Source organism: Candidatus Competibacteraceae bacterium (assembly GCA_016713505.1).
Taxonomy (GTDB): domain Bacteria; phylum Pseudomonadota; class Gammaproteobacteria; order Competibacterales; family Competibacteraceae; genus Competibacter_A.
This window is the reverse complement of record JADJPA010000001.1, coordinates 3,147,161-3,161,567: the sequence shown is the minus strand read 5'-3', so window position 1 is coordinate 3,161,567 and position 14,407 is coordinate 3,147,161. Positions and strand designations below refer to the sequence as shown.

Genomic DNA, 14,407 nt, shown 5'->3' with positions numbered 1-14,407 from the left:
CTCATTCCTCGAAAAACCGCTCCGCCGCCAACATCGGCAACACCCGCTGGATGATCGGATCGGCGGCGAAGTATTTTTGAACGACGCCATCACGCAGATGATTGGCCAGCGCGATCAAGATCATGCTTTGATCGAGCGCCAGATAATTATAAGCCACCTGCCCGGTCGTCGGATCTAGCGCATCGTAGAATCCAAAATCGCCGTAGAGCGGATAGCGTTGCACCAGTTGCCGCAAATTCGCCACGGCGGGCGCTGGATCGGCCAGCAAGGCGAGCGCCGCCGCGTGCGGGGTCACCGCGCCGGAACGGTAACCGCGCGCGCCGAGAATCCGAACGCCGTATTCGCCGTAACCGTCGCCGGCCGGCGTCGAACTGGGTGACAAGCCCCAGACCGGATAGCCCAAATGCTCCAGCGCGAAGCGGCGCTGGATCTGCGCGTGCGCCCGGGCGTTCTGACCCAAACTGGCGGGCGCGTGATGCAATTCGTCCAGCACCAGCAGCGGCATCAGCGCCTCGAACAGGCTACCGCCCCAGGAGGGCACGTACTTCACATCCTTCCAGGAATAATACCCGCCGGGGAAGCGGTAACCGTTGACTGTCCGCTCCAGGCGATATTTGGGCGATTGCGACTGCCAGTCGAAACCGGCCGGAAAGGTGCGGGCCATGCGATACCAATGCTCGACCGGCGCTTCGCCCTTGCCGATGGCGATCAGGCTGCCCAGCCGCGCCTCGCTGTACAACATCCCGTAGCTGTATTCCGCGCGCTGCGGCAGGTTGACGTAATAGCCGTGCATCATCAACCGCTCGACCGGATCGTAAAAGAACCGGTAATCCTCCCGCTCAATCAGCCGCGTGCACCGCCACGCGTGTTCGGGAACCGCGTTGCGCGCCACCAGCAACCCGGCGGTCAGCCAGGCGGAATCGACAAACGAAATAAAATGACTGGTGCGTTCGAGCGTGGTGGTGTCGTAATAGTTGTAAAAAAAGCCCCGATAGGTTTCCAGCCGTTCCAGCGTAGCCAAGGTTTGGCTCAGCCGCACCCCCGCCTCCAACGGGTCGATCAGCCCCAACTCCCGCGCCGCAACGATATCGATCAGATACAAGCCGATGTTGGTGACGTTGGTATAATCCCCCACCCAGGCGCGCTCCGGCATCAGAGAACCGTTCAAGCGCACGGTATCGAGCGGTACGCCGTGGGCGCGGTCGCTCAGGGCCACCAGCCCGCGCCAGGTATCGCGCGCCAACCGCTCTAGAAAAGCCCGATCAGCGGCGGGTAGTTCGGTCGGATCGACCGTCAGCCGCGCCGGCCACCCACTCAACCGCGCGCGCAGGTAAGGTTGGGTCGCCGCCTTGCCGCCCACGCTGTTTTCCCAAGCGGTTTTCAGCGGCGGAACCACCCGCTCATAGATGCTGGGACCGGGTCGGCTGGTTTTGATCAAGGCAACGTCATCCAGCCAATAGCCGCCCGTCGCCGAAGGCGCGCGCAGCGGTTGCAACACGATTCCGAACTGGCGCAGATGGGTCCAGTCGGCGATGCCGCTCATCAGATTCAGCGGCACCCGAAACCGCCGCCAAGTACCGTCGATACCGGTCACCACGGTGCTGCCCTTGCGCAGCAAACCGGCAGGCGCATCCGCCAGCGGTTGCTTGAATTCGACCTTCAAGGCGTTGTCAGCGTCGGAATCGCCGCGAACCCAGAACTCCAGATGATCGTAAGCCGAGGCGTCGAGATCGGGCAGCGTGAGCTGCCAACCGATGTCGCTGTCAGCCTCGGGATTGAAGCGGTATCGCAAATGCAATGCCCGACCGCCATCAGGCCGTTGCGCCGACTGGATGCCGTACCGAACTCGACCGGCGCGACCGCCCGGCTCGGCGGTCCAACCGCTCATGACCACCCCCGGCAGCGGGCTAAGGGTCTGCTCGAAATCGTGCAACAGCAGTCTGGCCGCTATCGGGTCCAACGAGTCAGACAGCGGCTGATCGGTGGCCGACATGACCGGGCCACACACCAACCCACAGACGGCATAGCAATGCCAACGAATAGAAAAACGGATCACGGCGGGTTCCAAACAAGGGGGCCATCAAAGCCCCGCTAGCGACGGGATGAAAGCTACTGACCGATAAGTATGCTGTCAGACAGACATTTTTTGAAGCAGGGCGACGAATTCGTGCGCTGGCACCGGGCAACTCAAATGGTAGCCTTGAATCTCGTCGCAGCGATTGGCGCGCAGAAAGGCCAGTTGCGTTTCGTTTTCCACGCCCTCCGCGATGACGGTCAGCCTCATGCTGTGCGCCATGGCGATCATCGCCAGCGTAATGGCGGCATCGTTGCGGCTGGTCGCGATTTCTTCCAGAAAAGACTTGTCGATCTTCAATTGATCGATGGGAAACTGCTTCAGATAATTCAGGGAGGAATAACCGATCCCAAAATCGTCGATGGACAACCGGACGCCGATATCCTTGAGCGCGCGCATGGTCGAAATCCCCGCCTCCACATCTTTCATCAACAGGCTTTCCGTGATCTCCAGATCCAGCAGCTGGGGCTCCAACCCGGTCTCGCGCAAAATTCGAGTGACCTTATCGATCATGCCCGAGCGCAAGAATTGACGGGGCGACATATTGACCGCCATCCGCAGCGGCGGCAACCCCTGCTGCTGCCAAGCCTTGGCCTGCTGACAGGCGGTCTCCAGCACCCACTCGCCAATCGCTTCGATCAAGCCGGTTTCCTCGGCCAAGGGGATGAAGTCCAACGGCGGCACCAAACCACGCTGGGGGTGACGCCAGCGCAGCAATGCCTCGACGCCGATGATACGGTTTTGCCGCAAATCCATTTGCGGCTGATAAAACAGTTCCAGTTCGCGGCGCTCTAGGGCATGACGTAAATGCTGCTCCATGGTCAGCCGCTCCAGGATACGGACATGCATGTCGCGGGCGTAGAACTGAATATTGCCGCGGCCGCTCTCCTTGGCGCGATACATAGCGGTATCGGCATTCTTCAACAGCGCCTCGACGTCCTCGCCGTCCTTGGGGAACAAGCAGATTCCGATACTGGCGGTGACAAAACATTCATGAACGCCAATCTGAAAAGGGGTTTTTAATACATTCAAGATCTTGTTGGCCAAATCCACTGCCCGATCTTCCTGCTGCAAATCTTCCAGCACGCAGATGAATTCATCCCCCCCCACGCGGGCGATCGTATCCTGCTTGCGTCCGCAATCCAGCAATCGCGCCACCACTGCTTTCAGCAGCGTATCGCCGACGGTGTGGCCGAAGGCCTCATTGATTTTCTTGAAATGGTCCAAGTCCACGAACAGCAGCGCCAAATTGTAGCCGGCGCGCTGGGCGCGGGTGATGGCGTGCTTGAGCCGATCCCGCAATAGATTGAGATTGGGTAGCTGCGTCAGCGCATCGTGGGTCGCTTGATAGACCATCTGCTGGGTCAGCCGGCGGGTTTCGGTGATGTCGCCGAAGGCGACGACAGCGCCCGAAACCCGGCCCCGCTGGTCGCGCATGGGCGCCGCTGAAGCGCGAATGGCATACTCCTGACCCAATCGGTTGACTAGAATGCTCGGCTCGGAAAGTTTGATCAGCTGGCTTTTTTCCAAACATTGGGCGATCAAATCCACCGGTGAGTAGCAATCGCGGTCGTCGGCCACCTGAAAGATCGCGCCCAACGGTTGTTTGCGCAGGGTCATGGCAGAACCGCCCAGCATGGATTCCGCAACAGGATTCAGGTACTGCACGTTACCCTTGGCGTCCGTGGTGATCACGGCGTCCCCGATGGAATGCAAGGTGACCTGGGCGAGTTCTTCTTTCTCGAACACCGAACGGATCGCCTGATGCAGCCGCTCCCAACTCCACAGGGGATAACTCAGACTCTGGACCAGCAGCGCCACCGCCGGGGGAAACCAGAGCTGGGCACCGTGCAACAAGCCAAAACTGACCAGAAGCGTCAGCAGCAACGCCAAGCCAGCCAGCAGCAACGTCCAGCGCGGCGGAAAAAGCGCATACAGCACCAACGGGAACAAGACAAAAAGCTCGGTCAACAGCAGCGACCACACCGAACCCAACGGCCGGATGATCAAACCCTGCTGGAGGGCGTCGAGTACGTTGGCGTTGAATTCCACGCCGGACATCGGCCGCGCCAAACCGGAAACCGGCGTGGGCAAGGCATCGTCCATGCCGCTGGCCGTCGAACCGACCAGCACGTATTTATCGTGAAACGATGCCGGATTGACGGCATCGCGCAACACCTCGCTGTACGAATAATGGCGGAAGTGCCCCGGCGGGCCGGCAAACGGAATCAACACCCGGTAATTGCGCCGCCAAACGTAAGGAGAGGCGGGACCCGTCGCCTCGTCCAGCCGTTGGCCGGGCAGCGCCCGTTCGCTAGCGGCGCCGGCCACCTGCAGCATGGCCAGCGCCAAAGTGGGCCAATAGGGCGAGCCCAGACCCGCTTTCAGATAGGTGCCGCGCGCGATGCTGTCGGGGTCCAATCCCACATTGACATGCCCGATGCCGGCCACCGATTTCGCCAAGATCGGCAGCGGCAGGGTTTCCACCAATTGGCCGCCCGCGCGGTTTTGTTCGCTGAGCACCGGCAATATCACCCGGCCGCTGTCCGCCAGCGCGGCGGCCAGCTCCACATCCGCCTCCGGATCGGCGATGTCGGGTTCGGCAAACACGATATCCAGGGCGATGGTCTTGGCGCCGGTCGCACTGAGCTTGCGGATCAGGGCGGCGTGGATGCGGCGCGACCAGGGCCAGCGGCCCAACTCCCGCAAGCTTTGCTCGTCGATGGCGACGATGACGATATCGGCGGGCGGCTCTCGCGACCACGCCGCCAAGTTCCAATCGTAGATCAGAAAATCCCAACGGTACAACCAATCGGACCGGACCAGCAGCAAGGCGAAAACAGGCAACACGACTGACAAACCGATCTTTCCCAACCAGCTGGCGCGGGATCGACCGGTCGCCGTCATAAAGCCAAGACCAACGTTAAAAAGACCACCAAACCGATCGGCCAATAGCTGGCGGGTGGAACGTCGATCCGTTGCACCGGGCCATACGGCCCCGCGGAACCATCCGGCTCGATGGTACGAATCCGAAGATAATGAAAACCGGAGTCCGGACGCCGGATGCTCAGCTGGGGCTCCGCGACTTCAGCCGAAGCGACGAGCTCCTCGAAGTCGGCATCCTTGGCGATTTGGAACTGATAGCGCTGGCCGGGCAGCCCCGCGCTCCAACGGAAGGTCATGCTGTCCGCGGTGACTTCGGGCGGCTGTAATTTCGGGGTCGGCTGCAGCTTGAAGGACTGGGGGTCGCTGAAGGGCCCTTCCTTGCCCGATGAGTCGCGTACCGCGACCCGCCAGTAGTAAACGCGCGGCTCCAACGGACGCTCCGGCGTAAGGGTGGTTCGGGTCTGTCCGGCAAGATCCAGCAACGGTGTGGTAAAGCTCTCATCCTCAGCCAATTGAAAATGATAGCTCGCGGCGTCTTGCGGTTCAGACCATTTAAAAGCCAGTGCTTTTTCGAGGACAGCGCCCTGATGGGCCGGCTCGATCAAAAACGGCGGCGCCGGGCGGGCATGCAGGCGAAAGCGATGGTAGGCATCGCGGCCTTCCAGGCCTCTGGCGTCGATACCGCGAACCCGCAGCAGGTAATCCCCATCGGGCAAATCCGGCCCGCGAACCGCCGGAGATGGCGATACGCCATCGAACAACAGGCTTTCGAACCGATCATCGGGAGCAATTTGGGCGCGATAGGCCACCGCGCCCTTCAACGCCGGCACAGCGAGCTGGATCGGAACGCGCGTGACGACCGGCGGCAACGCGGCGGCATTCGGCGGCGCCAGCAACGGCACAGGCGGCAACAGCGGCTTGTCCGATTTTGCCAAAGAGCCCAAACCCTTGGCGACGGTCTGGGTTTTCCCGCCCCCTCGAAAGCTCACGTTCCCTTCCAAAACCTCCGTCCGCGCGGTATCGGTGCCGGTTTCCATGCCGAGCCGGTAGCGGGTACCCCGCACGGCCGAGGTGGCGACGGGCGTCGAGATCTCATAGCGGGCGCCGGCCCCCGAGCGTGGGACAACCTGGTTTTCCACCCGTCCGCGCAGTAATTGCAAAAGCGTGTCTCTCACGTTGGTGCGGCCATAAGCGTTTAGGCTCTTCAAATTCAGCTGGCTGTTGGCTTGCACCAACAAGCGCGAACCATCGCCAAACTCCAAAGTGGCGTTACCGTCCTCCCCAGTCAGGACCGTATCCCCGCTTTCCAGAAGCTGGCCGGTCTTGAGCGCCACGGTTTGATTGGTAGTGGCGATCACGGCTTGGTTCTGACCGTGCGCGCTCAGAACCTGCGCTGTCGCTGGCAACCGTTTGAGCCATGCGATGGGAATGCGCAGTTTCATCCCTGGCGGCAGATTTTCCGGATTTGAAACCTGATTCAGCACTTGCAACCTCGGCCAATAATCCATTCTGGTCAGATGTTCGGCGGTTACGTTCCACAAATTGTCACCCGGCCGCACGGTATAGAGCCATTCCTGAGCACGCGCGGTTTCCGCCCCTAGCAACACCAGCGCTATAAAACTGGTAACAGCGCACGTCTTGATCGCCCTCCTGGGACCAAACCGTCTTTTTGCAATTTGCATACCGTTCTCGGCTCCTCAGTTTGGTAACGAACGAATTATTGACCGGAAATGTTGGATAGAGGAATCACGAAATCAATGACGGTCCTTTTAGCGAACAACCTACGAGCGAGTCGCCACAGCGCAATTTACGCGGGCGCGCTAGTCCAGGCGTTCAACTGGGGTAAACCGATCGCAATCAATTCAGCTTCAATTAATTCTTGGCCTGTACCTTAGCCATAGTCACCCTACCCGGCGTCCTCGGATGCGAACGGTAAGCGTTCGAATCAGCTACGCTCGATCGGAGAACCTGTGAATTCCGGAGGCGTGGGGCGGACATGATACCAGAATCACTTCAATAGGATACCGCCAATGATTTCAAACTATCGAGTTCTATTGACCTTCCTTTCTGGCCTTGCGCTCGCCATCCCGCTGACGGGCTGGACCGCACCGCCGGCCGGCCGTTTGTTGGCCTCGCAATGCGCTCAATGTCACGGCACTAACGGCCAGGCCGTAGGTGACATCGACAGCCTGCGCGGAGAAAGCGCCCAGGAAATCTATGAAGAAGTGCTCGAAATGAAATACAGCACTAAAACTAACGATATCATGCACCGCCAGGCAAAAGGATATACCGACGCGCAAATTCGGTTGATCGCCGACTATTACGCGGGATTAGGCAACGGCGGCGGCAGCGGATCGGACGGAGGCGGCGACGGTGGCGATCACCACGAGCACGATGATGATTGAGCGGCGTCTTTACGCTCGACCCTCGCCTTCCCATCGAACTCTGTAGAGGATAAACGCCATGAATACGATCTCGCGACGCCATTTTCTGAAACTGACCGGGGCCGCCGCCGCGCTGGCCGCCACGCCGATTTACCTCAAGGCGCAAAGTTTGTCCGGCCGGGTGGTGGTGGTCGGCGGCGGCTTCGCCGGCGCCACCTTGGCCAAATATCTGAAGCTGTGGGGCGGCGCGGGTGTCGCCGTTACCTTGGTGGACGCCAACCCCGCTCACATTTCTTGCATCCTCAGCAATTTGGTGCTGACCAATTCGCTGAGCCTGAATCAAATCACCTTTAATTATGGGTCGCTCCAACAACTCGGCGTCAATTTCGTTCAAGGCCGGGCGATGAGCATCGAAAAGCCGACCGGCAGCACCTGGCGGGTGCAGGTCGCCGGTCGGACTCCGCTGGATTGCGAGCATGTGGTGCTGGCTCCCGGCATCGAGTTCCAACCCGTCACCGGCTGGGATCCCAACAAAGTTCCCCACGCTTGGCAAGCGGGCACGCAAACCACGCTGCTCAAGCAACAGATCCAAACCATGCCGGCGGGCGGACTGTTCATCATGACCATCCCGCCCAAACCCTATCGTTGCCCGCCCGGACCTTACGAGCGCGCCTGCGTGGTCGCCGATTATCTCAAGCGCACCAAGCCCGGTTCCAAGGTCATCGTGCTGGACGCCAATCCCGGCATCGTCGCCGAGCCGGAAACCTTCACCAAGGCGTTCACCCAAACCCACGCCGGCGTCATCGAATATCACCCCAACGCCGCGCTGCTGCGAGTGGATTCGGACCAGCGGATCGCCTATACCAGCGCCGGCGACTTCAAGGCGGACGTTTTGAACGTGATCGCCCCTCAAAAGGCGGGAGCGTTGGTCACCAGCGCCGGTCTGACAGGCGCCGGTCTTTGGGCGCCTGTCAACCCGCTCAATTACGAATCCACCCTCGCGGGCATGACGGGCGTCCACATCATCGGCGACTCGCAAGGCACCGGCCAACCCAAATCCGGCCATATCGCCAACGCCGAGGCCAAAGTCTGCGCCGACGCGATTTTACGGGCGTTCGCCGGCGAAGCCCCCGATCCGGCTCCGGTGACCAATTCGGCTTGCTACAGCCCGATCACCGCCAATACCGCCTCGTGGCTGACGGCGGTTTACGCCTATAACCCGGCCACCAAGACCATGGATTTGGTGCCCGCCTCGTTCGGAGAAGCCGCCTCGCCGACCCGCGATAATTACGAGGACATGTTCGACTGGTCCGCCAATCTGTTCGCTGACACCTTCGCCTGAACGCCGGCGGGTAAACCCTCGGGAGGCGGACCCCAAGCACCGCAGCCTCGCTCCTGGTTCCAGGCGATTCCCCAAGCCTCCAAGAGCGAGGGCCACGGACGGTTTTTTCAATATTCGACCTTGGCGTACAGCGCTTTTTCGGTGGCCTCACGAGCGTCTTGCAAGGTGCGGACCCCGTGCGCCGCCAGCAGTGGGATCATCCGCAAGAACACTTCTCCGGTCACCAAGGCGTCGCCCAACGCGGTGTGGCGGGCGACCACCGCAACGCCCAAGCGCTCGGCGATGGCCTCCAGCGCGTGCGATTCCTGGTGGGGATGCAGCACTTGCGACAGCAGCAGCGTATCCAACACCGGTTGGGTGAAACGGACGCCGGTTTGGGCTTCCTTCATTTGCAAAAAGCGCATGTCGAACGCAGCGTTGTGCCCGACCAGCACCGTATCCTCGCAATACTCGTGAAATTGCGGCAGAACCTGGTCGACGGTCGGCTGGCCGCGCAGCATCTCGTGGGTGATGCCGTGCACGGTCTGCGATAAGGAGGCGATCGGCCGCTTGGGATCGACCAGTTGTTCGTAGGTTTCATAGCGTAGCAGCCGGTTGTTGACGATGCGCACCGCGCCGATGGCGATGATCTCGTCGCCGGTTGAGGGATCGAGGCCGGTGGTCTCGGTGTCGATCACGGTGTACGCCAGCTCCGCCAGCGGAATCTGATCGAGTTCGGGGGTTTGACCGGCTTGATGAAACAAATCGAAATCGTAAAACTCCGGCCGGCTTTCGCCGAAGCGGATCGGAGCGCCGGCCGAAGCGCGCGTCGGCTTGACCATCGGTAACAGGAATCGAATGAAAGGCCGCTGTCGGGTCTTGTCGATCATGTAGACGATTTCCGCCCCCAACCGATCGGTCACGTCACGCAACGTCAGCGGGCTGTCTTCCCCGCCGGCCCGCATGGTATCGGTCTCCCAATCGTACAAAACCCCTTGCGACAGGATGGGCTCGGACCAGGCCAGATCGAGTTCCACAACCCGTGCGTGCCGCGTCAGATTGAAACACAGCTCGCGAACCTGGTAGCCGTCCTTTAGCCGACCGGCCAAGTAAGCGAATGCCTGCACCAGCGTATAGCTGTCAACCTTGATCCAAATCGAATCGTCGAGCACCTCCGAACGCGTGCGCAACCCCAGCCGGCTCTCGATCCGACGTCGCGCCGCCGCGACCGCATCGACCGCCAGCATTTCCTCCAGCGGCCAGCGGGTCTTGAGGGAATCGGCGTAATCGGAGGTCGTCTTATCGAGCCTGCCGCTCAAGGCGCGGGCCTCTTCCCGAATGACCTGAAGGAAGCGCGCGCGATGCGCCGGATCGCAATCCGGGTAGTCGGTCAAGGTTTCCACGGCGGCGCGGATGTTCGCCAGCGCCGCCCGGCTGCCTTCCGTCAGCGCTTGCAACAACATATCGCGCGTGCTGTCCAGTTCGAAGGTGTGAGTGACGTTTTCCAGGGTCATGACGAAACCGCTGAGGGCGGGCGGCGGCACTGGCACGGACGACCCTTCTGAAATCGCGTGCTGGCGCTCGGGCTCTGCACCGCTTGGAGGCGCTTCCGGCGCGACCACCACCGGCGCCAGCCGCACCCGAACGAGCTGTCCGGTTCGGGTGGTGAACACGAATTGCGCGCTGGGACCAGGTTCGTCTTTTTCCAGCCGGGCGCGGATGTTTTCCAAGGCGTGCGCCAACAGATTGCGGTCGATGATGGTAAAAATGGATCGCCCAAGGCCCACCAGCGTCATTGAGGTCTCATTTTGCGCACCGTCCGCGGCGCACAGCGTCTGACGCGCGCGCTCGTTGTAGAGCAGGATGCGGCCGTCGGCGTTGCAGACCAGCACGCCTTGAGTCAACTCGGACATCAGCGCCGCCAGTCGATTCTTCTCCTCCTCGACCGAGGCTTTGGCCCGAGCGACCTTGGCTTCCAGGTCGCGCGCCAGCAGTTCTCCATGTTCGGCCAGATCGTTGACCGCCTCCATCAGCCGCCTTAGCTCGGACGGACCCGCTGATTCCAGGCGGTGGCTGGAATTGGCGTTGAGAGTGATGCGAATGCCTTCCGCGATCCTGAGCAAACCCTTCACGTAGACCTGATAGGCTGCGGCGAACGCAATGCCGAGGAAAGCCAGCAGCAGCGCCCCAATCTCGGCGATCAGTTCCGCCTTAGGAGCCACTATCTTGACGACGGTTTCTTTTTCATCCACTTCCAGGGCATGGTAAACCGCATAACCCGCCGCCAGTCCCAACCCGGCCACCAACGCTAAAAAAGCGGCAAGCGCAAGAACGAAGCGAAGATTTTCATTCATCAAATCGAGCTCATCTGTCAGGTAAAGGCAAATAGTTATTTTGACCCAACCGCTCCAACAGGTGTACATCACCTGTGAGACATTAGCAAAACTGTTGGCCTCGTGTGGAAAAAATAGAAAGTCTTTATATAGTTATAATACTTGGTTACGCTCTTGCGCCCAAGACCATGCTATCTACCCACATAAAGGAGAAACAACAAATGTCGTCTGAAGTGTACGAACGGATCCGAAGAAATCCGAAATTCGATGAACTGGTCAGCAAACGCAGTCGTTTTGCCTGGACGCTGACGGCGGTGGTGCTGGGCCTCTATTTCATCTTCATCATGATCGTGGCGTTCAATCCGACGATGCTGGCCAAGCCGATTTGGGACGGCGGCGTAGCCACCATCGCTTGGCCGATCGGCGCGGGCTTGATTTTGTTGTTCTGGCTGTTGACCGGGGTCTACATCCGGCGCGCCAATACCGAATTCGATGACATCAACTCAGAGATCATCCGGGGAGCCATCGAATGAACCGTCGCCTCCTACAAATTACCGCCGGCGCGCTGGCGCTGGGCTGGATGGGCTTGGCGCTGGCGGCCCCGGACGTCGGCCAAGCGCAAAAACAGGCGCTCAACATTCACGCCATCGTCATGTTCTTCATCTTCGTGATGATGACCTTGGGCATCACCTACTGGGCGGCCCAGCGCACCAAGACCGCCAGCGACTATTACTCCGCCGGCGGCGGCATCACCGGCACCCAGAACGGCTTGGCCATCGCCGGCGACTACATGTCGGCGGCTACCCTGCTCGGCCTGACCAGCATGACCTATTTCCAGGGCTTCGACGGCTACATCTACTGCATCTGCTTTTATGTGGGCTGGCCGTTCATCATGTTCATCATGGCCGAGCGGCTGCGCAACCTGGGCAAATTCACTTTCGCCGACATTACCTCCTACCGGCTCGATCAGCGCCAGGTCCGCACCGTCGCCGCCATCGGCTCGCTGACCGTAGTGGTGTTCTATTTGATCGCGCAGATGGTCGGCGCGGGACAGCTCATCAAGTTGCTATTCGGCTTGGAATACTGGATCGCGGTGGTGATCGTCGGCGTGCTGATGGTGGTTTATGTCACTTTCGGCGGGATGATCGCCACCACCTGGGTGCAGATTATCAAAGCTTGTTTGTTGCTCGGCGGCGGCACGCTGGTGATGCTGCTGGCTTTTTCCCAGTTCGGTTTCAGTCTGGAGACCCTGGCGTCCAAAGCCGTGGCCAATTCCAAAAAAGGCATGGCGCTGATGGCCCCCGGCTCGTTCCTGTCCGATCCGATCACGGCGGTGTCACTGTCTCTGGGCTTGATGTTCGGCACCGCCGGCCTGCCACATATCTTGATGCGCTTTTTCACGGTGCCGAACGCCAAGGAAGCCCGCAAGAGCGTGTTCATCGCCACGCTGTGCGTCGGTTTCTTCTTCACCGTGGTGGCGATCATGGGGCTATCGGCGATCACCATCGTCGGCACCAATCCGGAATACTTCGAGGGTGGCGATCTGGCCGGCAAGCTGCGCGGCGGCGGCAACATGCCCGCCATGCACTTGGCGCACGCGGTCGGCGGGAATTTGATGCTGGGCTTTTTGTCGGCGGTGGCCTTCGCGACCATTCTCGCGGTGGTATCAGGGCTGGCGCTGGCCGGCGCGTCCGCGATCTCGCACGATTTGTACGCCAACGTCATCCGCCGGGGGCAAGCCACCGAGGCTGAGGAAGTCCGCGTCTCGAAACGCTCGTCGCTGTTCTTGGGCGTGCTGGCCGTGCTGCTCGGCATCGCCTTCGAGAAGCAGAACGTGGCGTTCATGGTCGGCCTGGCCTTCGGCGTCGCCGCCTCCTGTAATTTCCCGGTGTTGATCCTGTCGATGTATTGGAAGGGTCTGACCACGCGCGGCGCAATTTGGGGCAGCATCGCCGGCTTGGTGTCGGCGGTGTTGATCGTGGTGCTGTCGAAGGCGGTTTGGGTCACGGTGCTCGGCAACAAAGACCCGATCTTCCCCTACGAGCAGCCGGCGATCTTCTCGATGCCGCTCGCCTTCTTCTTCGCGTGGCTGGGTTCGGTGACGGACACCAGCGCCAGGGCGGCGCAGGAGAAAGAGGCGTTCGAGGATCAGTACGTGCGCGCGCAGACCGGCTTCGGCGCAGCGGGTGCAGCGGCGCATTAGGTCTTTGCCAGAAGTGGCCCGACGGGAGGTCGGGCCGCTCGCTAGCTCGCTTTTTCAGGCTATCCGTCGCAGCAGCGCCAGCGTTTCGACGTGCTGGGTTTGCGGGAAGAAGTCGTAAGGATACAAGGCGTCCACCGCATAACCCGCCGCCGCCAGCGCCCGTAAATCACGGCTCAGGGTTCCGGCGCTACATGACAGATACGCCAGTCGATCGGGCCGGAACTCCTCTGACGCCCATGCCAAGACCTCCGGTTCCAAACCGGGACGCGGTGGGTTGACATAGAGCAGCCGGCTCCCCGTCAGTTGCGCCCAACCCCGTAACTGCGGGATGCGCTCGGCGCATTTGCCGCGCAGAACCTCAACCTTCGGCGCGTTTAAACGAGCGCATTCCACCGCCTCGCCGCTCAGTTCCACCCCGATCGCCCGCGCGCCGCGCACGCTCCAGCGCCTCAGACTGGCGCCGATCCCGCAATAGAGATCAATGAGGCTGTCGCCTGCTTGTGGCGCTAAAAAGGACTCGGCCGTATCCAGCGCTCGGCGATACAGAGCGGGAAGCAGTTGCTGAAAAGCGGTCGGCCCATAAAGCAAGCCGAACCCATCCCGCGAACGCGGTTGGCCCCACAGCAATTGCCAGCCGTTGCGGGCGAACAGCCGCCGGCCGGCCGCCGGATGCCGGTGCAACCACAAACCGTCCAGCCCGCTGGTCGCCAGTTCCTCACCGTCCCTGTCAGCCAACCCATCGAGCGCCGCACTCTGATGCGCCTTTACAATCAGCGTCGCCTGCGCGCCGGATTGAACCAAGAAGGCCAAAGGAAACAGCGGATAAGGCGGCAACACCCGCATCAACCAGCGCACCAGCGTCCGCACCAGGCCGGCATGAACCGGACAATCGGGAATCGGAATCAGCTCGTCGCGCCGCCACAGACCGAACTGCCAACCGGCGGCCGCGCTCCAAACCGCCGACAGGCAGACCTTGCGCCGATAGCCCCAACGCGCCGTCTCGGCGACGGTTTGCAGCGGCTGCAACCGTTCCGCCCAAGGCGCGAGCTGTCGCCGCAACCAGTCCATTTTTTGCATTTCGCTGGCGGTCGCGCTCAACAGCCGATGGCTGCAACCCGGACAGCGCGCTTCGCATCCGACCGGTAATGGCACGGCGGGATCGCTCGGCGAATGAGACATCACGGACATGGCGGCGATACTATAAAG

The 14,407-nt window shown here is 61.1% G+C and carries 9 protein-coding genes; 4 read left to right on the top strand and 5 right to left on the bottom strand.

Annotation, left to right across the window (positions count from 1 at the left end):
* Position 1 precedes the first annotated feature (1 nt).
* From IPK09_14400 to IPK09_14390, 3 genes are all read right to left on the bottom strand, one after another.
* Entirely contained in the window at positions 2-2,056 is a 2,055-nt protein-coding gene (locus IPK09_14400; GenBank protein MBK7984791.1) for a DUF3131 domain-containing protein, read from the bottom strand.
* Between the two features lie 75 nt (positions 2,057-2,131).
* Positions 2,132-4,933 (bottom strand): EAL domain-containing protein, encoded by a 2,802-nt coding sequence (locus IPK09_14395; GenBank protein ID MBK7984790.1) that lies wholly within the window; start codon positions 4,931-4,933, stop codon positions 2,132-2,134.
* Positions 4,934-4,977: 44 nt separating this feature from the next.
* The gene (locus IPK09_14390; protein ID MBK7984789.1) at positions 4,978-6,642 is read right to left on the bottom strand and encodes a FecR domain-containing protein; all 1,665 of its coding nucleotides are present in this window, start codon (positions 6,640-6,642) and stop codon (positions 4,978-4,980) included.
* Between the two features lie 348 nt (positions 6,643-6,990).
* Between IPK09_14390 and IPK09_14385 the strand changes: the two genes are divergently transcribed.
* Both IPK09_14385 and IPK09_14380 read left to right on the top strand, forming a co-directional pair.
* Positions 6,991-7,365, top strand: a complete 375-nt coding sequence (locus IPK09_14385) for a cytochrome C (GenBank protein ID MBK7984788.1) — start codon at positions 6,991-6,993, stop codon at positions 7,363-7,365.
* Positions 7,366-7,423: 58 nt separating this feature from the next.
* Positions 7,424-8,686, top strand: a complete 1,263-nt coding sequence (locus IPK09_14380) for an FAD-dependent oxidoreductase (protein MBK7984787.1) — start codon at positions 7,424-7,426, stop codon at positions 8,684-8,686.
* A 107-nt stretch (positions 8,687-8,793) separates the two neighbouring features.
* On the opposite strand, the gene IPK09_14375 is transcribed toward IPK09_14380, so the two are convergent.
* Positions 8,794-11,019 carry a DNA polymerase III subunit epsilon gene (locus IPK09_14375; protein MBK7984786.1) on the bottom strand — a complete coding sequence of 742 codons (2,226 nt, stop codon included), beginning with the start codon at positions 11,017-11,019 and terminating at the stop codon, positions 8,794-8,796.
* Positions 11,020-11,219: 200 nt separating this feature from the next.
* On the opposite strand from IPK09_14375, the gene IPK09_14370 reads away from it, so the two are divergent.
* Both IPK09_14370 and IPK09_14365 read left to right on the top strand, forming a co-directional pair.
* A complete protein-coding gene (locus IPK09_14370) occupies positions 11,220-11,531 on the top strand; it encodes a DUF485 domain-containing protein (protein ID MBK7984785.1) in 312 nt (103 codons plus the stop codon).
* Positions 11,528-13,201: a cation acetate symporter gene (locus IPK09_14365; GenBank protein ID MBK7984784.1), complete on the top strand. Its 1,674-nt coding sequence runs from the start codon at positions 11,528-11,530 to the stop codon at positions 13,199-13,201. The genes IPK09_14370 and IPK09_14365 overlap by 4 nt, the downstream gene beginning before the upstream one ends.
* A gap of 54 nt (positions 13,202-13,255) precedes the next feature.
* Here IPK09_14365 and IPK09_14360 read toward each other — a convergent pair whose 3' ends face one another.
* Positions 13,256-14,389 (bottom strand): class I SAM-dependent RNA methyltransferase, encoded by a 1,134-nt coding sequence (locus IPK09_14360; protein MBK7984783.1) that lies wholly within the window; start codon positions 14,387-14,389, stop codon positions 13,256-13,258.
* Positions 14,390-14,407 lie beyond the last annotated feature (18 nt).

Excerpts from the sequence above, each read along its gene's own strand:
- IPK09_14390 (MBK7984789.1), bottom strand. The coding sequence starts at position 6,642 with ATGCAAATTGCAAAAAGACGGTTTGGTCCCAGGAGGGCGATCAAGACG.
- IPK09_14385 (MBK7984788.1), top strand. The coding sequence starts at position 6,991 with ATGATTTCAAACTATCGAGTTCTATTGACCTTCCTTTCTGGCCTTGCG.
- IPK09_14380 (MBK7984787.1), top strand. The coding sequence starts at position 7,424 with ATGAATACGATCTCGCGACGCCATTTTCTGAAACTGACCGGGGCCGCC.
- IPK09_14375 (MBK7984786.1), bottom strand. The coding sequence starts at position 11,019 with ATGAATGAAAATCTTCGCTTCGTTCTTGCGCTTGCCGCTTTTTTAGCG.
- IPK09_14370 (MBK7984785.1), top strand. The coding sequence starts at position 11,220 with ATGTCGTCTGAAGTGTACGAACGGATCCGAAGAAATCCGAAATTCGAT.
- IPK09_14365 (MBK7984784.1), top strand. The coding sequence starts at position 11,528 with ATGAACCGTCGCCTCCTACAAATTACCGCCGGCGCGCTGGCGCTGGGC.
- IPK09_14360 (MBK7984783.1), bottom strand. The coding sequence starts at position 14,389 with ATGTCCGTGATGTCTCATTCGCCGAGCGATCCCGCCGTGCCATTACCG.